Source organism: Raoultibacter timonensis, from assembly GCF_900240215.1.
Lineage (GTDB): Bacteria > Actinomycetota > Coriobacteriia > Coriobacteriales > Eggerthellaceae > Raoultibacter > Raoultibacter timonensis.
The window spans coordinates 1,506,523-1,530,813 of sequence record NZ_LT964679.1; the positions used below are offsets into that span (position 1 = coordinate 1,506,523).

22 protein-coding genes are annotated in these 24,291 nt (G+C 61.5%); 4 read left to right on the forward strand and 18 right to left on the reverse strand.

Translation table 11 applies throughout. The features are described from left to right. Positions 1–70 precede the first annotated feature (70 nt). Positions 71–916: a DUF364 domain-containing protein gene (locus tag C1722_RS06725; RefSeq protein WP_102378553.1), complete on the forward strand. Its 846-nt coding sequence runs from the start codon at positions 71–73 to the stop codon at positions 914–916. Between the two features lie 234 nt (positions 917–1,150). Here the strand turns inward: C1722_RS06725 and rpmE are convergent, their stop codons facing one another. The 10 genes from rpmE to rpsB all read right to left on the reverse strand — a co-directional run bounded on the left by rpmE (position 1,151) and on the right by rpsB (position 9,450). Continuing rightward, entirely contained in the window at positions 1,151–1,621 is a 471-nt protein-coding gene (gene rpmE, locus C1722_RS06730) for a 50S ribosomal protein L31 (protein WP_102378554.1), read from the reverse strand. Between the two features lie 287 nt (positions 1,622–1,908). Then, positions 1,909–2,289, reverse strand: coding sequence for a desulfoferrodoxin family protein (locus tag C1722_RS06735; protein WP_102378555.1), 381 nt, complete (start codon positions 2,287–2,289; stop codon positions 1,909–1,911). Between the two features lie 37 nt (positions 2,290–2,326). Then, entirely contained in the window at positions 2,327–3,160 is an 834-nt protein-coding gene (gene lgt, locus C1722_RS06740) for a prolipoprotein diacylglyceryl transferase (protein ID WP_102378556.1), read from the reverse strand. 104 nt (positions 3,161–3,264) lie between these two features. Further along, positions 3,265–3,486 carry a UDP-N-acetylmuramoylalanyl-D-glutamate--2,6-diaminopimelate ligase gene (locus C1722_RS06745; protein ID WP_102378557.1) on the reverse strand — a complete coding sequence of 74 codons (222 nt, stop codon included), beginning with the start codon at positions 3,484–3,486 and terminating at the stop codon, positions 3,265–3,267. A 72-nt stretch (positions 3,487–3,558) separates the two neighbouring features. Next, the gene (locus C1722_RS06750) at positions 3,559–3,849 is read right to left on the reverse strand and encodes a hypothetical protein (protein WP_102378558.1); all 291 of its coding nucleotides are present in this window, start codon (positions 3,847–3,849) and stop codon (positions 3,559–3,561) included. 46 nt (positions 3,850–3,895) lie between these two features. Further along, the gene (locus tag C1722_RS06755; protein ID WP_102378559.1) at positions 3,896–4,126 is read right to left on the reverse strand and encodes a NifU family protein; all 231 of its coding nucleotides are present in this window, start codon (positions 4,124–4,126) and stop codon (positions 3,896–3,898) included. Between the two features lie 81 nt (positions 4,127–4,207). Next, positions 4,208–5,707: an LCP family protein gene (locus C1722_RS06760; protein WP_102378560.1), complete on the reverse strand. Its 1,500-nt coding sequence runs from the start codon at positions 5,705–5,707 to the stop codon at positions 4,208–4,210. Between the two features lie 33 nt (positions 5,708–5,740). After that, positions 5,741–7,012, reverse strand: a complete 1,272-nt coding sequence (gene murA / locus C1722_RS06765; RefSeq protein WP_102378561.1) for a UDP-N-acetylglucosamine 1-carboxyvinyltransferase — start codon at positions 7,010–7,012, stop codon at positions 5,741–5,743. Positions 7,013–7,622: 610 nt separating this feature from the next. Continuing rightward, entirely contained in the window at positions 7,623–8,489 is an 867-nt protein-coding gene (tsf, locus tag C1722_RS06770) for a translation elongation factor Ts (RefSeq protein ID WP_102378562.1), read from the reverse strand. A 79-nt stretch (positions 8,490–8,568) separates the two neighbouring features. Next, positions 8,569–9,450 carry a 30S ribosomal protein S2 gene (gene rpsB, locus C1722_RS06775; RefSeq protein ID WP_102378563.1) on the reverse strand — a complete coding sequence of 294 codons (882 nt, stop codon included), beginning with the start codon at positions 9,448–9,450 and terminating at the stop codon, positions 8,569–8,571. Positions 9,451–9,823: 373 nt separating this feature from the next. Between rpsB and yihA the strand changes: the two genes are divergently transcribed. Then, the gene (gene yihA / locus C1722_RS06780) at positions 9,824–10,405 is read left to right on the forward strand and encodes a ribosome biogenesis GTP-binding protein YihA/YsxC (RefSeq protein ID WP_102378564.1); all 582 of its coding nucleotides are present in this window, start codon (positions 9,824–9,826) and stop codon (positions 10,403–10,405) included. A gap of 135 nt (positions 10,406–10,540) precedes the next feature. On the opposite strand, the gene C1722_RS06785 is transcribed toward yihA, so the two are convergent. After that, on the reverse strand, positions 10,541–12,109 hold the full coding sequence (locus C1722_RS06785; protein ID WP_244902471.1) for a helix-turn-helix transcriptional regulator: 1,569 nt from the start codon (positions 12,107–12,109) through the stop codon (positions 10,541–10,543). A 404-nt stretch (positions 12,110–12,513) separates the two neighbouring features. On the opposite strand from C1722_RS06785, the gene C1722_RS06790 reads away from it, so the two are divergent. Continuing rightward, positions 12,514–14,319, forward strand: a complete 1,806-nt coding sequence (locus C1722_RS06790; protein ID WP_102378566.1) for a molybdopterin-dependent oxidoreductase — start codon at positions 12,514–12,516, stop codon at positions 14,317–14,319. A gap of 11 nt (positions 14,320–14,330) precedes the next feature. Next, positions 14,331–15,422 carry a molybdopterin-dependent oxidoreductase gene (locus tag C1722_RS06795; RefSeq protein WP_102378567.1) on the forward strand — a complete coding sequence of 364 codons (1,092 nt, stop codon included), beginning with the start codon at positions 14,331–14,333 and terminating at the stop codon, positions 15,420–15,422. Here the strand turns inward: C1722_RS06795 and C1722_RS06800 are convergent. From C1722_RS06800 to C1722_RS06830, 7 genes are all read right to left on the reverse strand, one after another. Further along, complete coding sequence (locus C1722_RS06800) at positions 15,341–16,708, reverse strand: O-acetylhomoserine aminocarboxypropyltransferase/cysteine synthase family protein (protein WP_102378568.1); 1,368 nt, start codon at positions 16,706–16,708, stop codon at positions 15,341–15,343. The two genes, C1722_RS06795 and C1722_RS06800, sit on opposite strands and share 82 nt — an antisense overlap. 895 nt (positions 16,709–17,603) lie before the next feature. Beyond that, positions 17,604–19,670, reverse strand: a complete 2,067-nt coding sequence (locus C1722_RS06805; RefSeq protein ID WP_102378569.1) for a methionine--tRNA ligase — start codon at positions 19,668–19,670, stop codon at positions 17,604–17,606. Continuing rightward, positions 19,651–20,697 carry a signal peptide peptidase SppA gene (sppA, locus tag C1722_RS06810; RefSeq protein ID WP_102378570.1) on the reverse strand — a complete coding sequence of 349 codons (1,047 nt, stop codon included), beginning with the start codon at positions 20,695–20,697 and terminating at the stop codon, positions 19,651–19,653. The genes C1722_RS06805 and sppA overlap by 20 nt, the downstream gene beginning before the upstream one ends. 129 nt (positions 20,698–20,826) lie before the next feature. Then, complete coding sequence (gene rho / locus C1722_RS06815; protein ID WP_102378571.1) at positions 20,827–22,758, reverse strand: transcription termination factor Rho; 1,932 nt, start codon at positions 22,756–22,758, stop codon at positions 20,827–20,829. Then, complete coding sequence (gene fsa / locus C1722_RS06820; RefSeq protein ID WP_102378572.1) at positions 22,755–23,435, reverse strand: fructose-6-phosphate aldolase; 681 nt, start codon at positions 23,433–23,435, stop codon at positions 22,755–22,757. The genes rho and fsa overlap by 4 nt, the downstream gene beginning before the upstream one ends. A gap of 278 nt (positions 23,436–23,713) precedes the next feature. Beyond that, positions 23,714–24,028 (reverse strand): phosphoribosyl-AMP cyclohydrolase, encoded by a 315-nt coding sequence (hisI, locus tag C1722_RS06825; protein WP_102378573.1) that lies wholly within the window; start codon positions 24,026–24,028, stop codon positions 23,714–23,716. 80 nt (positions 24,029–24,108) lie between these two features. Further along, positions 24,109–24,291, reverse strand: a 183-nt coding sequence (locus tag C1722_RS06830) for a HisA/HisF-related TIM barrel protein (RefSeq protein ID WP_244902472.1), incomplete at its 5' end; no start/stop codon positions are given.

Here is a 24,291-nt window from a genome sequence, read left to right on the forward strand (position 1 = left end):
TATACTGCATTGGATACAATGCGCCTTGCTCATGCCGGCGCTCAGCACAACGAAACGACAGGAGAAACCGATGGGCTGCCCCGAAAAAGACTGCTGCGCCTCAAACCCCACCCAGACCGATATCGCCTTTCCGGACACCTACGACCATGCCACGCCTTGGAAGTTCTACAACCATCTGATCGCTTGCATCCCCGACGATATCCGCGTTACCGACTACTGCCTGGGCACGCATTGGTCCTACGTCGAAGCCGAGTGCGGCATGGGCGTAAGCTTTACCTGCAAGGGAGGAGCACGCCGTTCCTACACCTGCGATTTGAGGGGAATGCCCCTCAAAGCCGTAGCAGAACTCTCGAAGTCATGGTGCTTCGAGGAGGCGTCGCTCGGGGTGGCCGCGCTCAACGCATGGTATTCGCGTCCCGAATTGCTCGACCCGCTCGGTGCCGTGTACGACGAAGCGGTCGAACTGCCCGACGGCACCACGCGCAAGATGGACGCCTTCGAGGTGTACCTTCCCCGCATGGAAGGCAAGAAGGTTACCGTGATCGGGCACTTTCCCCATGTCGAGCGCATCGGCGAAACCGCTGAGCTCACCGTGCTCGAACGCAATTGCTCCCAAGCGCTCGATACGCCCGACCCTGCGTGCGAATACGTGCTCCCCTCGACCGATTTCGCGTTCATCACCGGTGTCACGATCATCAACAAGACGGCGCCGAGGCTGCTCGATCTGACGAAGAGCGCCGCAACCGTCATGGTCGGCCCGAGCGTCGTAGCCTCGCCCTTCCTGTTCGACTGGGGCGTGGAAGCCCTCGCGGGCAGCGTCGTTGCCGACCCCGAGAAAACGCGCTTTGCGGTCATGTCGGGGGCAGGCAAGCTGTTCGGAGAAGCGCTGCAGATGATGACGGTGCGCCGCGCCTGACGAAAATCCCGTCGGCCATCGGTTGCGCGCACGCGCGCAACCCTTTTCGCTCACCCGCAATTTCGAACCTGATACGGGTGTTCTCGCCCTACGCCTGCACGGAGACGCGCTACCATGGGCTCGCCCCTGAAACAACGAACGCCGACGGACTCAATCGTCGGCGTTCGTTTTCGTGTACCGTTAAGTACCTGAGGCCTTCAAGCTTGGAGCTTGAAAGAACCAGTCGAAGCGCGCTTACTCAGCGGCTTCCTCAGCAGGAGCGGCTTCAGCTGCGGGAGCTGCCTCGGCTTCGGCGATGGCGGCCTCGGCTGCCTCTACCTCGCCAGCTACGGCTTCCTGCTCTGCCTTGACGGCGTCAACTTCGGCCTTCTTGGCAAACTCGGCTGCGCGCTTGGCCTTTTCGGCTGCCTTCGCATCGCGCTCGGCCTTCTTGGCGGCCTCGGCTGCCTCGATAGCTGCCTGGCGCTCGGCCCTCTTTGCCGCCTCGCGTGCTGCCACGGTTTCCTTGGCGGAACCGAACTTGTCGGCGAAGCGCTGGACGCGTCCACCGGTATCGATGAACTTCTGCTGACCGGTGAAGAACGGGTGGCACTTGTTGCAGAGGTCGATCCTCAGCTCGGGCTTGGTTGAGCGGGTCTGCCAAGTGTTCCCGCAGCTGCACGTAACCGTGCAGTCCACATAATCCGGATGAATTCCCTGTTTCATTGGTTTCTCCTTTACAGGCCTTGGTTTCCGACCAAGGCGAAGACAAGCTTTCATATAATATCACAAGCGCGACCGATTGCGCTCAGCGTTTCCCTCGGATGCCCATTCGTCGTCTTCCATCACAAAGCCTGCATACAGCGTATGGCGCAGAGCGGCGAGGCTCCCTCGAATAGCAAAGCCGACAGCCCGAAGGCCATCGGCTTTCATGCACGCGATTTCGTCCGGCGCTTTCGCCAGACGTCCTGTCGCCCGTTACGGCAGCACCGCAGCGAGCAGGATCGAGCTGCTTACACCTCGGCAACCCACAGACCGTGGAGGTTGCAGTACTCGTACACCTTGAGCGGCTTGTCGCCCTCGGCGATGGCGAAATCGGCCACGGGAGCGCTTTCGGGGGTCAGTTCGGCGATCTGGTAGCCGTTCTCGGTCACCAGGCAGATGAAGGTGATGTAGTGCTCCGGGGTCATGGGATGCAGCACGCTTCCCACCTGCACATGAACGTTCACACCATCGATCTTCACATCGGGCACATGCTTCTCGACCGCCGCGTCGACGGTGTTAGCGGTGAGCTCTTCCATCTTCTCGCCACAGCAGACCAGCGGTACTCCCGAATCAAACGGCTTCACGGCGATGTTTCCGCAATGGGTGCAATGATAGAACTTGACGTCCATGGTTTCCTCCTCGGTGGTTTTCGTCTTTCTTTATATGCTATTCTACTGGTAGCAATTCTGGAAGTCCCTGCTGGGGCAGCTTCATCTTAATCGCATAAACCAGCACACCGATACCCACAAGGATCAGGGGCACCGAGAGCAGTTGACCCATGGTGAGCCATCCGCCCCACAGATATCCTAGCTGCACATCGGGCTCGCGGACGAACTCGATGACAAACCGAAAACAACCGTACATAATGAGGAACAGACCGAGGAACGTGCCGCGGCGCCGAGGAGGCTGCTTGCGCGACAGGAAATAGAGTACGGCAAAGAGGATCACGCCCTCGAGCAGGGCTTCGTACAGCTGCGACGGATGCCGGGGCATCGTTCCCGCGCTGCCGCCGAACACCACGCCCCAGGCAACATCGGTAGGCGCGCCCCACAGTTCGCCGTTAATGAAGTTCGCGCACCTCCCGAAGAACAGGCCGATCGGCGCTCCGATGCACCCGAGATCGGCAAGCGTCAGGTACGGGATCTTCGTGAGCTTCGCTGCGACGATGCCCGCGACAAGCGCGCCGATAAGCCCCCCATGGAAGCTCATGCCGCCATGGCTGAACGCAAGGATCTCAAGCGGGTTCTTGAGGTATTCGCCGTTGCCGTAAAACAGCACGTATCCGAGCCTGCCGCCGATGATCACGCCGATGATCACGCAGAACATAATCGTAATGAGCGAATCGGCATCGATGCGGACCTTCCAGCGCTTTGAGACCCGGTACATCACGAGCGCAGCGCATACGAAGCCGAGCACATAGGCTATCCCGTACCATCTGACCACGATGGGCCCGAACGAGAACGCTATCGGATCGAGGCTTTGATAGATGTCGTTGAGCATGCATCCTCCATGAAAAAGCGCCGCTCTCAAGCGGCGCGCCGTCGCATTTCACCGTTTCGCCGACGCGTATCGCGCAAAGCGCATCACGCCGAAAAGAGCACGTCCTACTCCCCCGCGCCCATGCCAGCACCCACCTCGATGGCCGCGAACCTGATCTCCTCGCGCAGCTGGGCGGGGATCGCATGAACCGAAGAAACCGAGGCGCCGCAATGAGGGCAGCGCAGCGAGAACAGCGCCGTATCCTTCCTCAGCACCATCATGGAATCGTACTTGCATACGTCGAGATCGGTTGCCTTGCAAGCGGGACAGGTCAGGTTATCCGTCATCGATCTCACTGCTCCTCCCGTTCGCCGTCGCTGCGTGCTGTGCTCTCAAGCACATTGTAGCAGAACGATCGTTCAGAGAAGGAAACGGTTGGGATTTCCTTGACGCGGAACATCGCTCGCGCGGTCGGCGAGCGCCGGACCCCTCGACAGGAAGAACTCGCAGAAGCGGCAGACCTCTTTGACCGAGGCCTCGTAGTCGAGTTCGGGATTGAGCAGAAGCTCGAAATCGGTGGCTACGGCATGCGTCTCGCGATGGCATGCCGCATAATGGCAGTCGGCAGGACACGGCTCGCCCGGTTGGTTGTGAGGGCATCGCGATTGCATCTCGTCGTCGCAGCCCCGCATCTCCCAGCATACAGCCATGTTCCTGCCGACCTTTCTCGTTATATCGCTCGCGGTAGCCTTCGGGCTACATCGCGGGCACTACCTTGGTTACGCCCGGCACGCGCTCCTTGAGGATGCGCTCGACGCCGTTGGCAAGCGTCATCTGCGACATGGGGCAGCCCTTGCAGGCACCCTGCAGCTCGACGGTCACGGTGCCGTCCTCCGCAACGTCGACGAGCGAGACATCCCCGCCATCGGCCTGGAGGCTCGGACGGATGAGCTCGAGCACTGCGGCCACATCGTTTTTCTCTACCATGATGCAAATCCCTTCTTCGAAGAATGTTCCGATCGATTGTAGCATACCGCAAGCGCTGCACTTCGCGATGCGGCAAGCGGATCAATTCAGCGGCTGCCAATCCTTTCCGAGTACGACGAGCACATCGGTCTCGAACGTGTAGAACCCGTTCGAGGCGATGGCTCTGCCCGCCCCCAGATGATTCACGATCGATTCCGCCGCTTCCTTGAAGTTGTTATCCTGGTAGACGACCAACGTTTCGTTGTACACGTACTGGTCGGCGTTGCCGGTTTCGGTTACGTTGAAGCCGCCTTCGGCAAGCGCGTCGCTCATCTGCTGCGCGCCACCCGTGATGCCCGAGCCGTTTCGCACGGTGACCGTGAAACTCGCGGGATCCACCGTCGGCCCCTCGCTCTCCGCCGGCGTCGGATCCTCTCCCGCTTCGATGGCGGCGAGCATGGCCGTCCACTCGTCGTCGGAAGCGATGAAGTACTCCTGGCCCGTCGACGAGCTCGTAAGCTGGTATCCGGGCATGCGAACCGCATGCACCTGCGTCAGGTCGATGCCGCGCAGCGAATCGATGAGGCCCATGGCATCGGAGGCGGAATAATCGGTGCGAACCGTTCCCGCAATCGTATCGAGCGTGGGAACGATGCTGAATGCATTCGTATCGAGCAGCTTGCCCGCAAGCGCAAGAACGACCTTCTGCTGGTTCTCCGCACGCGTCTCGTCACCTTCCGCGAAGTTGAGCGCGCGGCACAGCGTGAGCACGGCATCGCCGTCGAGCGTTTGCTCGCCAGCGGGGATGTAGAGGTCGCCCGCGTTCGGGTCGTCGACCTCCTGGCTCACGTCGATCGTCAAACCGCCGAGGGCATCGACCAGATCCCCGAGCCCATCGGCATCGGTTTTGATGAGATGGGAAACGCTCACGCCCGTATAGGCGGCAACGGTTGACACGAGGTACTCGTCGCCGCCGAGAAGCTGCGCCTCGGCTATGCGGTGCACGTTTCCGTCGCTCAAGGATACCTGCGCATTCGCGGGTATCGACACGAGCGAAACCTGCTTGTTGTCTGAGTCGATGCGGGCGAGCATGAGCATATCGGGGCCGTCGTAAGCCTGCCCCGGCTTGGAGAACTCGCCGACGAGCAGCACGTAGGGCGCCTTCCCCTCTGCAGGAGACACAAGTGCGCCTTTGGCGTTCGAGTCGCCGAGTCCCATCTTGTCCGATACCGATCCGAAGTACGCGGCAACGCCGACGCCGCCCGCCACGCAGACAACGAGCAGTACGACGGCGACTACGATGGCAATGCCCCTGATGCGCGCCTGGCGCTGTATACCGTCTGCGAACCCCCGGCTCGAAACGCGCTTCGAGTACGCGGAATCGCTCTCGCGCGTCGAAGTGCTGGGCAGCACATGATCGACGACGCCCCGCTTGGCGCGCGTTGACTTGCGGGGGTTCGAGAACTGAACCGTTCCCCCGTTAACGCGGTTGGCGGTCCGTCGGGTGCCCGACGGCACGTGAGTGCCTATGGTCGCATCGCGCAGCTTGCGCGACGTGCGGTTCGAGTGGGAAGCTGAAACCTTCCTCGGCTTGTACGCCATACGATGGTCCTAACGTCTATGGCAGACGGGTTCTTACGAAAGAACCGTCCTTACGACATCGGCTCCGAGCGAACGCAGCTTGCCCACGTAGTCTTCGTAGCCTCGGTCGATATGGGATATCTCGTGTACATGGGTTTCGCCCTCCGCCGCAATGCCCGCGAGCACGAGCGCAGCACCGGCACGAAGGTCGGTCGAGGAAACCGGAGCGCCCTGCAGCCGTTCGACGCCGCGGACGAGCGCGTGATGCCCTTCGATCGTGATGTCGGCACCCATGCGGACCAACTCCGATGCGAACATGAACCGGTTCTCGAATACGTTTTCCGATATGACCGAGTTTCCTTCGGCAAGCGCCGCGAGCAGCATGAACTGCGCCTGCAGGTCGGTCGGAAACCCGGGATGGGGCAAAGTCTGGATATCGATGGCTCCGATGGGACGCGTGCGCGAAACCGTAACGGCGTCGCCGTCTACCTCGATATCGCAGCCCATGGCCTCGAGTTTCATGAGAGCCATACGCAGAAACGACGGATCGATACCGGTAACCGTAACCGGACCGCCGACGAGCGCCGCGCCCGCAAGGAACGTGCCCGCTTCGATGCGGTCGCCGACGGTGGTGTGCTCGCACGGATGCATCGACGAGAGCGGTACGCCCTCGACCTCGATGATCGATGAGCCCGCTCCGTTTATGCGCGCGCCCATCGCATTGAGCATGTTCATCAGATCGACGATCTCGGGCTCGCGCGCGGCGTTTTCGATAACCGTGGTTCCCTCGGCCACGACCGACGCCATAACCATGTTCTCGGTAGCGCCGACGCTCGGGAACTCGAGGACGACATGGGCACCGTGCAGGCCGTTCGGTGTAGTAGCCTCAAGAAATCCGTGCTCGATCTCGAAATGCACGCCGAGGGCCTCAAGGCCGATCATGTGCATATCGATCTTACGCGCTCCGATCTGGCAGCCGCCGGGCATGGCGACTCGCGCGCGCCCGAAGCGCCCGACGAGCGGGCCGAGCACCGATATGCTTGCGCGCATCTTCGATACGAGCTCGTAGGGAGTCTCGTATTTCGCGATATCGGTCGCATCGATGGTGAGGGTATGGCCGTCGCGCTCGACGGTGGCGCCGAGACGTCTGATAACGTCGGCCATGATGTTGATATCGGAGATGAGAGGCACGTTATGCACCACCGAAACCCCTTGACCGAGAATCGCCGCCGCAATGAGCTTGAGCGCCGAGTTCTTGGCACCGGATACGGCAACCGTACCCGCAAGCGTTGAGTTTCCCCTGACGATGATGATTTCCTCTGGCATAACCCCGTCTTTCTGCTTGGAATAGTCCGTATCCACCATAAAAGAAGGCACGCGCATGCGCATGCCCTACCATCGAACATCCACAACGAAAGCAGAGGGTTTCAACGCGCAGTTGCGCGTGACCGCACGGCTACGCGCACGGTCGCGAAACTCGACGGATGCGCTGCACCGCCGTCGGCCTCTTCGGCGGTCGCCAGCTCCTTCGGCGGTCGCCGACAGGTGTATTTCGAAAAATCGCCTAACTTTGGCTGAGATTTGCGATTCTGACCCGCAAAAGCTGGTTTTCAGACGCATCCGAAACCGATAATTGTATGCGCCTGCGCAGAATCGCAGGTCAGAAATACCGTATCTTACCTTCAGCGGATCAGAATCGTAAATCTCAACCAGAACCGGACGTATTTTCGGAATTTTCCGAAAACCACTACGGATCGCCACCGACAATCCGGCGATCCGGCAATCCGGCGATCCAGCGAACCGGCGATTCGGCGATCCCGCAGTCCGACGGTCCGGCGATCCGGTAATCCGCCATCGGAATAAAAAACCGGCGGCACAACGGCCGCCGGCGTTCGAATCGACATACGGTGCTCAAGCGCTGCGTTTCGCCTAAGAGCTACTCGGCATCCCCGAGCACGAAACGGGTGAAGTTCACGATCTTGATCTCGCCGCCCAGGTTCTTGGCAACCTCGGCAGTGTACTCGGACACGCTCTGGTCGGGGTTCTTCACGTAAGCCTGCTCGGTGAGCGTGTTCTCCTTGAAGAACTTCTCCAGACGGCCGGTCGCCATCTTCTCCTGAATGGCCTCGGGCTTACCGGACTCGGCGGCTTGGGCCATGTAGATGGACTTCTCGTGCTCCACAACGGCCGGGTCGACGGCGTCGCGGTTCGCGGCAACGGGGCACGCAGCCGCTACCTGCATGGCGACGTCGCGGCCGTACTGGGCGAACTCGGCCGACGTGGGATCGATGCCCTCGACGTCGAACTCGACGAGCACGCCGATCTTGCCGCCGCCGTGGATGTAGGACGAAACGGCACCGGCCTCGGCAACCGCGAAGCGCGAAAGCTGGATGTTCTCGCCGAGCGTGTGGATGGCGTCGGTGACGACTTCTTCCACCGTCTCGCCTTCGGCGTCGGCGGCCTTGAGAGCGTCGAGGTCGGCGGGCTTGGCGGCAAGCGCGGCCTTGGCGATCTTCTCGGCATAGGCCTTGAACTTGTCGTTGATGCCGACGAAGTCGGTCTCGCAGTTCAGTTCGATAACGGCACCCGATTTGCAGTCATCGGAGACGATGGCCATAACGGTGCCCTCGTTGGTGGCGCGGCCGGCCTTCTTGGCAACGGCAGCGAGTCCGCGGGTACGCAGAACGTCGACGGCTTTCTCGATTTCGCCCTCGGCCTCGACGAGCGCCTTCTTGCACTCCATCATGCCGGCGCCGGTCATCTCGCGGAGTTCTTTAACCATAGATGCTGTGATCTCAGCCATGGTGGTTTCCTTTCTCGATCAAACGGTGCGCGGGTAGAGCCCGCGCTCTGGTCGTATCGTTTCGGTCGTGCAAAGCGCGTTACTCGGCAGCCTTTTCCTCGGCAACCTCGGCGGCAGCTTCGGCTTCGACGGCAACCTCGACAGCGGCTTCGGCGACGGCGGCGTCGGCAGCGGCCTTTTCGACTGCGGCCGCAGCCTCGGTTTCGGCGATGGCTGCAACGGCTTCGGCCTCAACGGCAGCTCCCTGAGCGTCGCCCGCCATGTCGGCTACGGTCACAGGCACAACGCCGCCGGCGATAACCGCGTCGGCAATGAACTCGGCGAGCAGGCTGACCGAACGGATGGCGTCGTCGTTGGCAGGGATGCCGTAATCGACGTCATCGGGATCGCAGTTGGTATCGAGCGTGCCCACGACCGGGATGTCGAGACGACGGGCCTCGTGGATCGCGATGGCTTCGCGGTTGGTGTCGATGACGAACACGGCCTCGGGGACCTTCTTCATGTTGCGGATGCCGTTCAAGTTGGTCTGCAGCTTGGCAAGCTCCTTGCGAAGCAGGATCTGCTCTTTCTTGGGCAGAAGCTCCATGCGACCGTCGGCCTCCATGGCCTCAAGCTCCTCCATGCGGGTCACACGGGAACGGATGGTCACGAAGTTGGTGAGCATACCGCCGAGCCAGCGGGCGTTCACATACGGCATGCCGCAGCGGTTCGCCGCATCGGCCACAGCCTCTTGCGCCTGCTTCTTCGTGCCGACGAACAGCACGGTGCCGCCCTTGCGCGCGGTTTCGGAGATGAAGGTGTAGGCCCTGTCGAGCCCGATGAGGGTTTGCTTGAGATCGATGATGTAGATATCCCCGCGGCTGCCGAAGATGTACGGCTTCATCTTGGGGTTCCAACGGCGCGTCTGATGGCCGAAGTGGCTGCCTGCATCAAGCAGCGATTTAATGCTGACCTTAGTCATGTTCTCTCCATTCGTTAGTCCTCTGCGCATGGTCATCCCCAGTCCCGCAGCCTTTTCGAGGTGGCCACTGGCGGTGCCGGGTCGCATACGCATGTGTAATTAGAAACTTGCAAAGTATACCACCGATATACGGGAATGCAAGAGACGACATGCGGACGACACGTGCGGCGCAGAAACTGGCGCTGCAAGCACACGCGGATAACGCGAGAAGGGAAGCGAAGTTAACGGAAACCCGCGCCATCCGCGCTTTTTCGACGATACGCAACCGATGCGCATGCGACCCCGAAATCCTGTATCATAGAGCACGGTACAGGACACGGCCGCCAAACGGTCGAGGCGAGCACAAGAGCGCGCAGACAGAACAGGGTTTTACATGAACTACAACACCGCAGCATTCAAAGCCGCCTACGGCACCTCTTCGCAGCTGCCGCCCTCGGAGCATCCCGAAGTGGCGTTTGCGGGGCGTTCGAACGTCGGCAAATCGTCGCTTCTCAACAAGCTCTTCAACCGCAAGGCCCTCGCAAAGGTCTCCTCGGTGCCGGGCAAAACCTCGACTATCAATTTCTTCTCGGTCGACGACGTCGATTTCGTCGACTTGCCGGGATACGGATTCGCCAAGGTTGCCAAATCGGAAAAGGCGCGCTGGTCGGAGCTCATCGAGGGATACTTCAACCAGGAGCGCCGCTTCGCCCTCGTGGTTTCGCTCATCGACATCCGCCATCCCGCGACCGATCTCGATGTGGGCATGGTCGAGTTTTTGAGCGAGACGGGACTTCCCTTCATCATCGCGCTCACCAAAGCCGACAAGCTTTCCAACATGCAGCGCGGCAAACAGGTCGCAGCGCTGCGCAAGCAGCTCCGCCTGCCAAAGGACCACGTGGTCATCCCCTGCTCCGCCGAGAAGGGCACGGGCATCGACGAGCTGCGCAAGCGCATCGAAGAAGCCGTCTCGTAAACAGCCCGAACGCCCCGACCGCCCGGCATCGCGAAGCGAACATCGAAGCGCCAAGCTGCCGCCAGGAGCCCCGAGGAGGCGCGCCAACGGCAGTCTTGCGATGGCGCGAAGCCCCGCCTACAGCGACCGAGAAGCTTAGGTGCGGCCCCCTTGCCAGATGAGGTCCATCATCTCCTGGCGGTCATGGACTTCCATCTTCGCGTAGATGTGGCTCACGTGCGTCTTCACCGTGCTGCTCGACAGCACGAGCTCGTCTTGGATGAACGCACGCGTGCGCCCTTGGGCAAGCAGCACGAACACCTCGGTCTCGCGCGGCGAAAGCGCGTAATGGCTCGCCATGGCCAGGCAGGTGTCGGTTACGGTCTTCGTGAGCGGCGGGCGTGCCGAAGCACCGGCAGGCGAAGCGTCGAATCCCGCGCCGCCGGCAGCACCGGGGGCGGCATCGGCAACGGCTCCTGCAGCTTCGACGGCAAACGCCCCCGCAGAATCGCCCGTGCGACGTTTGCCGCCGAGCCACGTCACGTACATGGCGACGATCACAGCCACATAGGTGACGAGCAGAACGAAAATGTTGTTCATGATATCCGAGCTGCCGAGAATCAGGACCCACGCGATGGACGCCGCCGCGTATATCGTGCCCGAGATGCCGATGACCCGATACGAGGGCGTGTCGAGGGCGTCGAGCGCCGTGATGACGACCGTCCAGAACAGCAGGTGGGCGAACAACTCGTCGATCTGGATGACATCGGTCAAAAACGGCAGCGATTCGCTGTCGGGCGTCGCCTGCAGGGCGACGACGAACAGGCCGACCAAGATGAGCAGCATCGCCGGCTGAAAGCGCATGGTCAGAGTGAAGTCCGCCATGCGGATGAGCGCAAAGTACGCGAATGCGACAAGGAAGATCGCTGGCACGATGAAGCCCATGAGCCATGGCGTCGAGAGCGATATGTTCGCATTGGTGTTCCCCCATACGCCCAGATAGCTTACCGATCTGATCACGGCGAGCAGAATGGCCGATACGGCCATCATGATGTAGGTGTTGCGGCGAAACGTCTGCGATGCGGGCATGACCGTTTTCGGTTTAGCGCGTACGCCGTATACGGTGCGCACCTTCGACGTTTCTTCGCTTCCGGCGGCGTGCTCGTCGTGCTCTGCGTCGGTTCGGACCAGCGCGCATGCGACCTCGAACACCAGAGCCGAGATGATCGGCAGCGAAATGGCGACGACCACCTGCCACTCGGGACCCATGAGCATACTGAGCGCGAACAGGATCGGGAGCTTGACGATCAAGCCGCCCGTGACCGACCACACCGCGCACGAGAACCCCTGCGTGCGGGCGAGCATGAGGTTGTAGCGGGCGACGAGCCAAAAATACCCGATCCCTGCAACGAACAAGCCGCCCACGGCAAGGGCGCTCGGATCGAAAAACGTCTGATGGTACGAGAGGCCGAAACAGGCCGTGCCGAATGCCGAAAGAAGCGGAAGCACATAGCGCAGCACCCGATCGGACCGTTTGAGGGTGCGCGGAACGACCACGTACAAGACAGAAATAACCAGAATGCCCGCCAAGAAGAATATACGGGGATTGACCCATGCTTCGATGCCGACGGCCGAAGACATGAACCCCATCGTGTGGCCCATGAGCGTACACCACACGAGATTGAGGCCCAACCCAACGGCCGCGAACACCGCACACCTATTCATATGCACACCGCGCATGCGCATTCGCCTGTTACTCCCCGCCTTCCAACACATCCCTCGCGCCGCAGCTCAACCCGCCTCGCGCATCGTAAACCATTATGGCACGTTGCCCATCCCCGCGCATCATAAAACGGCGCCAAGAAGGCAAATTCATCCCTGTCGTTCAGCGGACCCGAACATCGCCCAAAGTGGCCGATGCACCGATGACCTGCATTTATCAAATCGGACCTTTAGGTGATGGCGTGCGTCGCCCAACGTGAATACCATCAGATTCAACCCATAGGCGCAAAACAAAGCAACGGGGAAAGGAGGCGGACGCCACGGGTTCAGGACGAAGCGGGTTGAGACGGCCGGCCATGCAAACCGAAGCCGAATCCGCATACAAGGAGTAGAGAGAAAGGGGACCTATGTCAGTCAAGAAGCGACTCGTCATCACGACGATGTGCTTGGCATGCACCTTCTGTCTGATCGCAGGCTGCTCGCCGAGCAACGAAGCGCAGCAGCCGTCTTCGGGCGGCAGCGAGCCAGGCGATACGAAACCGGCATCCGAAGAAAGCCTCACGCCCGATCAACAGGCGATCATCGACGGCGCCGAAGGCACCACCAACGAAGACATCAACGAGGAGCTCTATCCCGGCAAAGAATACCTCAACGGCCTGTGGGACCGCTGGGATCAGATAGCCGAGGAATACGCTCCCGAAATCCGCACGCTCCCGAACGGCCAGATGGTGCAGCGCACGCCCACCGAGTACGAGGTCAATCCCGACGCTTGGCAAATTCAAGCGGGCAGCAATTCGTACAACACGTACTGGCTCGACGCGGATAACCGCGGATGCGAATCGTGCCACCCGGACATGAACTCGCTTTTGAAGAACCTGCCCTACGAGCATCCCGTCGCGTGGAACGACGAGCTCGACAACAAGACCACGCTGCAGCAGTGCCTGTTCTGCCATTCGTACGCTCCCGGCTACATCGCCAAGCAGTACGAGTTCGGAACGCTCATGCACGGCATCCACTTCGGCACCCGCAACAAGACCGAATTCGCCACCGAATTCCAGGGCGACTGCATGTCCTGCCACAACGCCACCGAGAACGGCGAAGGTCTGGAGCTGTGGGACCTCACCAAGTACGACCGCCTCTGGGGCATCAACAAGGTCGCCGACGTTCAGGGCGATTTCAAGATCGACCAAGAGAAGACCCAGGACCAAGACGGCGTGTTCTCCTATGACTGGATGCACGCGTACTACGACAACATGCGTCATGGCGCAGGCGTAAACGGCCTGAACCTCGAAATGCCGCAGAGCCTGTTCGACGAGTGGACCATCACCGTTTCGGGCAACGTCGAAAACGAGTACACCGCCAAGCTCCCCGACCTCATCAAGGAAGCTGAAGAAGCGGGCGCCGTAGTCGAGAAGACCTCCAAGATGGTCTGCAACTGGAACCCGGTCGGCGGCGGCGGCGTGACGAACACCGAGATCACGGGTATTCCGGTGAGCTGGCTCATCGAAAAGGCCGGCGGCTACAAAGACGATACGACCGGCGTGCGCGCCCTTCGCGCCGACGGCAGCTCCAAGCGCGCCTTCCCGAAGGACAAGGTCGACAGCGACGAAGCGCTGCTCGTGTACAAGATCGGCGGCGAGTACCTCGACGCAACGCGCGGCTACCCGTGCACCAACTGGGTCGAGGGCGTCGACGCCCAGATCAACTCAAAGCAGATCGACACCTACGAGGTAACGAACGAGGATATCGACTACACCGACAAGTGGGCGGGCAACCCCAACGGATGGCAGAACGAAGCGAACGTTCCCATGAACAAGCCGAACGCCACCATCTTAGGCGTGCCCGACGGACTCGTCATCCAAAACGGGCAGCCCTTCACGTTCGAAGGCTACGTCGACGCCTACGACGAGAAGATCGCCTCGATGGAGTTCTCCATGGACGGGGGCGCTACCTGGACCAAGTACGATCTCGGCGATACCGACCGCAACAAGATGGTCTGGTGGAGCTTCACCTACACCCCCGAGCTCGAAGGCGCTTACTGCCTCACGGTGCGCGCCACCACCGAGAGCGGAGCGGAGAGCTTCGAGACCCAGACCGTCATGATCAACGCCAAGGACAAGCTGCCTGCGGCCGAAGAGACCACGGTTCTCACCTCCGGATCGCTCATCCCACCGAAGGTCAGTGCCGAAGCCGCCAACGAGGAAGATAAGTAAGGGGGACCACGATGTCATTCAACACACCGAAAAAGATCGCAGCGGGTGTGGCCAGCTCCGCCCTGCTTCTCTTCGGAACGGCTACGGCCATCGCCTCGCCGATCCAGCAAACGCAAAACGGCGCGCAAAACGCCGAGCCCCAGGCAAACACCCACACCGTCGGCGACCGCGAGATCTTCGCCCGTTGGATGGGCGAAGAGGAAAGCCCCTACGTGAAGGTGGCGAACGCCCAGGGCGCCTTCGCCTTCAACCAGGAGGGAGTGACCCCCAACGACGAGCTGTTCAACATCTTCGGTGCCGCGCTCACGAGCATGTGCTCGAAGCCGGCGGCCGAACTCGCCGAGGAACAGGGCGGCGTTGCCAACTACTACGTCAACGTGGGCGGCAACATCAAGAAGAACTTCACGGTGAACGTCGAAGACCTCTCCGACGACGTCAGCGATCAGGCGATGATGGCCTGCTCGTGCGCGACGGGGTCTCCCTTCGGGCAGGTCGCCGTCATGGGCGTGCCGCTTTCCGCCGTAGTCGAAATGGCCGATCTGGAAGACGGCGTGAACACGGTAACGGCCTACGGCGCCGACGGATTCGGCCAGCCGCTTCCGCTCGAATACGCGCTCGAGAAGAACGCACTTCTGGTCTACCAGGTCAACGGCGAGGAGCTCACCACCACGGGCTCGGGATCGAGCCTGCAGCTGTTCATGCCCGAAACCGTTGCGCGCTACTTCACGCGCAGCATCGTGCAGATCGAGTTGACCCAGGAAGAGCAGGTGCCCGACGTACAGCAGGTCGATCCGGCGTACCGCAACAAGATCAACATCATGAACAACGCCGACGAGTGCCTGTTCAAGGCGGGTGACGAGATCACGTTCGAAGGCGTGGCCGACGATCTGGGAAGCCCCATCACCGCGATCGAGTTCTCCTTCGACAACGGAGCCACCTGGACGAGCTGCGAAACGGACGGCGCAACCGCCGACAAATGGGTGAACTGGCAGTTCACCACTTCGTTTGACGAGACGGGCGACTACCGCATGACCGTGCGGGCGAAAACCGCCGACGGCGTGGTATCCCCCCTCGAAGCGACGCTGACGTTCGAAATCGCGTAAGCAGCACCGCTCGCCCGCGCTGCAACAGGACCAAGCGCAGCGCGGGCGGCGCCGACCGATACACGCAGAGCCGTCGCCGACAAGGTTCGACGGCGCGCATGGATNTGCGTTGTCGAAGCGGGATGGATGACGAGAGACTTCGCATCGCCCACATTCGCAAGATTGGAGAACAGTTCGAGGCCTTCGATGAAGCCGATGCCAGCCTCCCGCCCGCCGACCACGCCGAACACGACCACGCCTCCGAAGCCGTTCTCGAGCACCCGTTTCGCAACCTCATGCGACGGGTGGCCCTCGAGTCCGGGATACGACACCCATGCGACCTTCGGGTGGGCCTCGAGGTGGCGCGCGACGTCGAGCGCGTTGTCGCAGTGGCGTTGCACGCGCAGCGAAAGCGTTTCGATGCCGAGGCCTATCTCGTGCGCCGAAAGAGGAGCAAGCGTCGGGCCGAAATCCCGCAGCATCTGGGCGCGTACGCGCAAACCGAACGCCACGTTGCCCAAATCGGGAACAGCGCCGAACGCTTCGCTGAAAACCAGATCGTGATAGCTCGCATCGGGCTCGGAAAGCGTTGGGAAGCGATCGCTCGCCCAGTCGAACGTCCCCGCATCGATGACCGCGCCGCCGAGCGAAGTGCCGTGGCCGCCGATCCACTTCGTCAAGGATTCGAGAATGACAGACGCCCCGAGCTCGGCAGGCCGGCACACATACGGCGTTGCGAACGTATTGTCGACGAACAGGGGGATCCCGAGGTTGCGACCCGCTTTTGCAATGGCCGGAATGTCGGGCACGTCGAGACGGGGATTTCCGATGGTCTCGAGATACCACGCCTTCACGGCTTTGCGGCCGTCGGCCGATTCGACCGCATCGGTCTCCTCGGCGAAACTCTGAGCATCGGCGTGGACGAAACGCACCTCGATGCCGAGGTTTTTGAACGTATGGAGGAAGATGTTCCACGTGCCGCCGTACAGCGAGTCGGATGCGATGATGGTATCGCCTGCCCTCGCCACATTGAGCAGCGCGAGCACTTCGGCCGCATGGCCCGATGCGACGGCAACGCTGTAGCTCGCGCTATGGAGCGCCGACAGACGCTTCTCGATGGCTTCGACGGTGGGGTTGGTCAGCCGCCCGTAGATGTTTCCGAACTTCTTCAGCGCGAACAGATCCGCTGCGTCCTGCGCGCCGTCGAACGCGTAAGCGGTCGTTTGGTAGATGGGAAGCGCCCGAGCGTGGGTTCCGGGATCGGGGCGGGTGCCCGCATGGATGGCGAGCGTATCGAATTTCGTCATGACGATTCTCCTTGTATGCGTATGCGGATGATGGCGGCCGCGGGGCCGCGGGAGCGGTGCGCGCAGCGGGTGCCGTCGAGCCGACGTAAAACCCGATTGCGAGCCGAAGGCCGCCCGCAGGGCGGCGGGTGCAGTGAGCCCAGGCGGCTCTCATCGCACAGACGACGAGTCGAGAGCCTGGGCTAGAGCATGCGCATGACGCATAACGAATGAGGGGCACGATGCGCGGCAGCGCAAAAGAGCCCGCCGTCGAAGCATCTGCCGCCTATGCCGAGTCTGCAGAGATCTGTTTCGAAGGCGGTATCCGACGGGAGGCCAAGCCAGCCGAAGCCGGTTGCGAAATCTCCCCGCAACACGCTATGTCGATTCGTCCCGTTCATGGTGATCATTAATCATAGGTATTAACTATGATTTGTCAAGAAGAAATGTTCGGCACGCGCCGAAGAACAACGAGGCGCCTTTCGGACGCGCCCCCTGCCGTAACGTCGCGCCGCCTCCTGCATCGCCCGGTTCCAGCTCGGGGCGAGAGGGATCCCAGGTCTGCGCACCTCCGCCGGTCGCGTTGCGCATGGAGGCTTCCGGACTCCGCTGCGCCCGTTTTTGCCCTTTGCGTTGCATTCGGTGCCCACAGGCAAGCCGGTCGGCAGTCCGGAGCTGAAATCCAAGCCACAGACAATCCGACGGGAAGCTGCGATCAGGCATTTTGGAAACGGCTGGAAATTACGGCACCTGCCAGCCAAAAGCAGCCGAAACGCTACGGCAAAAAAGTGTCGATCGGACCGTTTCCACCGCACCCCCATGCAAGCGAAGGGCGCCCAGGGGCGCCCTTCGCACTGTTTCCGCATATCCGCATCACGCGTTGGGCGCTCAGAATGAGCGCGCCTCCGGCTTCCGCCTATTTGAACTGGCTCGGGTGCCGTTCGAAGAAGTCGGTCCGAGGCGGCAGCTCGCGGATGCGATGGCGCCCTTCGGTGATCTCCCCCGCTCCGCACAGCTCGGCATTGTCCTCGAAATCGTAGTTCCAACTGAAGAACTCGTCGAACTCGAAGCTCAGGTAATCGCAGATCTTCTCGGTTCCAGCAGGTACCACCGGATGCATGAGCAGCGTTGCGATGCGCAGGAGGAAGAAGCAGTCCACGAGCACCTGGCGGCGTTTGGCGAACAGCTCGTCGGCAGCTGCACCCCGAACGTCGCCGTTCTCCTCAAGCGCCGAAGCGGCGTTCTCGACCTCGCGGATCCGCTCGGTCCAGTACTTGTTCGACCAGCGGATGTACTCGTCCATGATCGACATGATCGTATGGAGCTCGGCCTTGTGCATGGTGAAATCGTACGCGGAAAGCGTCGCATGCACCTTTTCGACCGCCTCGGGCGACACGGCGCCGATCGGCATGTAGCCCTCGAAGTTCTTCTGTGCCTCGTAGAAGCAGCTGCGCGCCAAACGGTTGAACACGTTGGTGAGCAGCGCTCCCTCTTTGAGCACCGGATCGGCCGCACGCGGATCGTCGCGCTTCGTCTCGTCTTGCTCGAACGGTTTGGGCTTGAATCCCACCGATTTTTGATCGAGACCGAGTGCGAGGAAGTGGGCGCGAAGCTGCTCGGGCGTGTAGTAGTCCAAAAGCTCGTCGGCCGTCGGAGGCTTGACCGCGCCCGACGACGATGCCTTCTTATCGCCGAACAGGATATGGTAGTTGGCGATGAGCTGCGTCTGCCGAAGCGGATGCTCGGCAATGCCGGGCTTGAGGATATCGCCCGGCCGGATGGCCTCGAACAGCGCCGGCTGGGCCACGCCGTAGAAGTACAGGTTGTCCTGCCCGATGAACTGGTACACCTGCGCGTCTTCCGAGCACCAGAAATCGCGCCAGCTGCCGCGTGGCATACCCATCTTGTCGCCCGCGGCCATCGTGAACGACATGGGCGCCCACAGGCTCTCGGGCCAGCACCATACGGTGAGTCCCTCGAGGCCGTCGATGACCGGAGCCTTCACGCCCCATTCGATGTTGCCCGTGATGCGGAACGGCGTGAGCGTCTTGCCCATGCGGAAACGCAGCCCCGCGCGCGTAAGCGCTTCGCGCGCCGCATCGCGATCGTCGATGGTGGCGAACTCGATCTCGAAGCTCTGCTTGCCCTTCTCGGCCTCGCGGTACGAATGCACCGGCAGCTCGTCGGCAATGGCGAGGTACTCGTCGTACGCCTCGTTCTTGATGTAGACGACGGGCGGAGCCAAGAACTCCTTCACCGTGTTGTACACGACGGGGCGTACCTCGGGATCGGCTTCGAGTTCGGCTGTACGGGCGCGGAGGAACCCGGCAAAGGCGGGCAGGTCGAAATACCAGTTCTCCACGGGTCTCATCTCGGGCGTAACGCCGGTGATGGACGATTTGGGAGCAATGAGGTCTTCGGGGGCGTACTGATGTCCCAGATCGCATTCGTCCGCATAGGCGTGCTCGCTCTTGCAGCCCTGCACGGGGCAGCGGCCCATTACCTGGCGGCCGTTCAGAAACGTCTCCGCCTCCGGATCGTAGAACTGCAGCGTCGCGCGCTTATGCAGATAGCCGTTCTCGTAGAGCTTCTCGATGAACGCCTCGCTGATCTGCTGATGCACCTCGCCGGAATGCCCCATGCCGCTGCCCTCGTAGATGGACAGGCTGATGTTGTAGGCATCGAGCGTCTTCTTCTGCGCATCGTGGTTTCCCTGCACGTACTGAGCGATCGTTCCGTCGAATTCGCCCGCCTCGACGAGCTTGCGGTACCCCTCGTTGATGGGCGAACCGAAGCAATCGGTACCCGAGATGAACCGCACGTTCTCGGCCCCGATACGGTCGCGCAGGAAACGGGCGTAGCAGTCGGCCGGCACGAACACGCCGGCTATGTGTCCGAAATGGAGCGGCTTGTTTCCGTAGGGCATGCCCGCCGTGACGACGGCGCGCTTGGGCCAGCTCGGTTTATCGGGTGATGGCACCATCGAGTCCCAACTCCTTCAGCGCGGCGGAAAGGTCATCGGTCGAAGAGGAGGATCCGAGGATATCGAGCAGATCCATCATGTCGAGCGATGAGTTGTTCTGCAGGGTAACGGTGGTGTACGCCGTGACGTTTGCCAGTTCGGCAGCTTTTTCCACAGCGTCTTCAAGCGTGCCGATCTCGTCGGCGAGCCCGTTCTCGACGGCCGTCATGCCGGTGAAGGTGAGCCCGGTTGCGAGAGCGCGGACCTCCTCGACCGACATGGAGCGGCCCTCGGCGACCGTCTCGATGAACGTCTCGTTGATCTGGTCGACCATATCCCGGTAATAAGCGCGCTCCTCTTCGGTGAGAGGACGGTTGCCGTAGCTCGAATCCTTGCTGTCGGCCGAGGTGATGTCGTCGATGCGGATACCGAGTTTCTCGTAGAGACCCGACAAGTCGGTGATCTGCATGGCGGTGCCGATGGCGCCGATGGAGGTGGTCTTAGCCGTGAAGATGTAATCGGCCTGCGACGAGATCTCGTAGGCGGCGCTCGCGTTCATCGAGGCGCTCGAAACCACGACGGGCTTGGAAAAATCTTTGAGGTAGGAAGTCATCTCCTCGCCTGCCGTCGCCGTGCCGCCGCCCGAGTTCACGCGCAGTACGATAGCCTTCACATGCGGGTTGTTCTCCGCCTTGTCGAGCTGGGCCTTGAGGCCCTCGGGGCTCGACGTGGTGCCGTCGTACTGGATCGTCCCATCGATGTTGATGATGCCGACCGCATCGCTGGTCAGGTAATCGACATCGCTGACCGTTGCGCCCGACAGCGAGGAGAACGAGCCTACCGAGGAGGTGAACATGCTCGTGCACGAGATCATGCCGACGATGATTATCGAGAATATCGCCAAGATGGCCACCAAGCCGACGATCCAGCCCTTGCCTTTTTTCGGCGGCTCGGGCGCGTAATACGGGGGTTGCGGCTGGGGATAGCCTTGGGGCTGCTGCTGAGGCTGCTGCCACACCTGCTGCTGCCAGTTGTTCTGATCGGACATGCTGTCTCCTTATCGTCCGCCTGATCGTCTTCCCAAAGGGAAGAAACCGCGCAGTGCATGCGCGGTTTCCATTATATAAGTCGGTGCGACGACCCTTCGTTACAGAACCTTTACGGTATCGGCTTCGTCTTACAGTTCGAAGTTGTCGTCGGACTTGTTCATCTGGGCCTTTTTGGCCGTGCGCAGCAAGAACTCCTGGTTCGTGCTGGTCTGCTTCAATGACTTGATCAGCATGTCCATGGCCCGCTCGGTGCTGTTCATGTTCGCAAGGATGCGGCGTACGGCCCAAATGAGCGGCGCCTCCTGCGGCTCGAGCAGCAGATCCTCTTTGCGCGTACCCGAAGAGACCGGGTCGATTGCCGGGAAGATGCGGCGGTCGGCCAGGCTGCGATCGAGCCTGAGCTCCATGTTGCCCGTGCCCTTGAACTCTTCGAAGATGACCTCGTCCATCTTGGACCCCGTTTCGACCAGAGCCGATGCGAGGATGGTGAGGCTGCCGCCGCCTTCGATGTTGCGGGCGGCGCCGAGGAAGCGCTTGGGCGGATAGAGGGCGGTCGAATCGACACCGCCGGAGAGGATGCGCCCGCTCGCAGGCTGCGCGAGGTTGTAGGCGCGCGCCAGACGGGTGAGCGAATCGAGCAGGATCACCACATCGGCACCGTCTTCGACGAGGCGCTTCGCGCGCTCGATCACGAGCTCGGAAACCGCAATGTGGTTCTCGCAGGGCATATCGAACGTCGAAGAAATGACCTCGCCTCGGATGGATCGCTCCATATCGGTTACTTCCTCGGGGCGCTCGTCGACGAGCAGGCACATGAGGTGCACTTCGGGGTTGTTGGCCGAAATGGAAGCCGCGATATCCTTGAGGACCGTGGTCTTGCCCGCCTTCGGGGGCGAGACGATGAGGCCGCGCTGGCCTTTGCCGATGGGGGCGGCCAGATCGATGACGCGTGCCGTGATGGTGTTCTTGCCGTGCTCCATCCACAGACGCTCGTCGGGATAGACCGGCGTGAGATCGGCGAAGCGGACACGTTTACCGAGTTCATCGGGTGATTTTCCGTTGATCGAGAGGATCTTCTGCACGGCGGCGTACTTCTCGTTCTCCCGCGGGGGACGGGTCTGCCCCACCACGAAATCGCCCTTGCGCAGCCCGTTGCGGCGAATGGTCGAAAGGCCCACGTACGCATCGGTCTCGCTCGGCAGGTAGCCCTGCGTACGCAAAAATCCGTAGCCGTCGGCGAGAATGTCGAGCACGCCCTTGACCTCGATGAAGCCTTCGGCCTTGACGCAGGCCTCGTACACCTTCTCGATGAGGTCGGCTTTCAGCAGACCACCCACGTCGAGGCCGAGCTCCTCGGCTTTGGCGCGCAGCTCGGCAACCTTGAGCTTCTCGATATCCTCGCGCGTCGTCTGGGGAACGGCGGGTTCGCGGTTCGATCCCTGATGCTGGCGGCGCTGCTTGCGCTGATTGGCGTTGTTGTTGCTGCCGCCGTTCTGCTGGCGGTTGTTCTGCTGCTTGTTGTTCTGCTTGTTCTTGTTCTGATTCTGGTTGTTGTTCTGCTGCTTGTTGTTCTGGCGGGGCCGCTGGCGCTGCGAATCCTGCTTCTCGAAGGACTGGCGCTCGGCCTGCCGATCGGGCTGTCGCTCGGACTGCGAGCGCTCGGCCAACTGCTCTTCGGGTTGGTTTTCGGAGGCGGGCTTCTCGGCGGCCTGCTTCGCCGCCCTCCTCTTGGGCGCGGGGCGCTTCGCTTCGTCGGCGGCCTGCTCGACGGACGCTTCGTCCTTCGGCTTGGCAGCAGGGCCCGTCTCTCCGACCACGCGTTTTGCGCGCGGTTTGCGAACGGGCTTCTTCCCTTCGCCCTCGGAGGCGCTTCCTGCTTCTGAGGCTTCGGATGCCTTTGCGGGCGCCGGGGCTTTCGCCGTATCGGAGGCTTGTTGCTCGGCAGACGCCGGAGCCTCGGATGCGGCTGCCGTCTTGCGTGCGCGCGGCTTGCGCTTTGCCGGAGCTTTTTCTTCGGCGGGAGCAGCCTGATCGGCTACGGTTGTTTCGGTATCACTCATGCGTTTTGAACTTTCTCCCAGTCTTTCATGAAGGCATCGAGGCCTCGATCGGTAAGCGGATGGGCAACCATCTTCTTCAGCACGCCGAAGGGCACGGTGGCTATGTCGGCGCCCATGAGCGCCGCCTGGGTCACGTGGTTTGCGCTGCGGATGGATGCCGCGATGATCTCAACCTGCTCGCCGTTAACGGTGTTGGGGGTGAAATCGTAGTTGTTGATGGCGGCCACAACGTTCTCGAGCTGGCCGAGGCCGTCTTCGGAAATGTCGTCGAAGCGGCCGACGAAGGGGCTGATGTAGCGGGCGCCGGCGCGCGCGGCGAGGATCGCCTGCGGAACGGTGAAGCACAGCGTCATATTGACGGGAATGCCCTCGGCGGCGAGCGTATGGGTTGCGGCCAGGCCTTCGACCATGGTGGGAACCTTGACGACGACGTTGGGGGCGATGGCGGCCAATTCGCGGCCGTCGCGCACGATCTCGTCGCGGCTCATCGCAACGCTCTCGGCCGACACCGGCCCGTCCACGATATCGCAGATGCGCTTGATGTGGTTATGGAAATCGGATAGCTTGCCACCGACACGCGCGTACAGCGAGGGGTTGGTGGTCACGCCCGCGAGCGCACCCCAACTCGCCGCCTCTTCGATCTCGTTCAGATCAGCGGTATCCAGAAAAAACTTCACCTGGGTCCTCCTTTATTCAGGCCTCAAGACATACGGCGCGGCGAAACGCGCTTTTTTCATAATGGGGTTTTGATCTTTGAAAATAGGCTTTCTTTCAAGAGATATAAGAACTGCGATTCATGGTAGCGTATGTGGCCTGCGCTTTCAAGGGAGTTTTTACACATGAGCGCGAAAGGGCACGGGACGCAACCTGCGCGCAGCCCCTGTGCGCGAATCGGGTTGACTCGCATTCGCGTTCGCCGCAATCGCAAAAGCGGCCCGCGTCAGAATCATCGAACCTAGAACGCCCGATAGAAGCAGGTGCGCTCGCCGGTATGGCATGCGGGACCAGCAGGTTCGACGAGTGCGAGCAGCGTATCGGCATCGCAATCGTAGCGGAGCTCGACGAGCTTTTGGGTGTTTCCGCTCGTGGCACCCTTGTGCCAGAGCTCTCGGCGCGAGCGGGACCAGAACCACATGGTGCGATCCTCCATGGTGAGAAACAGAGACTCGGCGCTCATCCATGCCATCATGAGCACCTCTCTGGTTTCCGCATCCTGCACGATGCAGGGAATGAGGCCCGCCTCGTTGTACTTCAGTTCCACCGCGTCCATATCGATCCCTTCGCTTGATGTTGCCGCACGCATCTGCAGCAGCTTCAACCCGTAGCCGCGCCTGCGCAGCTTTGCCCGGCCTACAGCCTAACCGGAATACCCTGGCTCGCCATGTACTCCTTCACCTGGCGAATCGTCAATTCGCCGAAGTGGAACACGCTCGCGGCGAGCACCGCGTCGGCCTCGCCCTCGATGATCCCCTCGGCGAAGTGCTCGATCGAGCCGACGCCGCCCGAGGCGATGACCGGGATGTCCACGGCGCG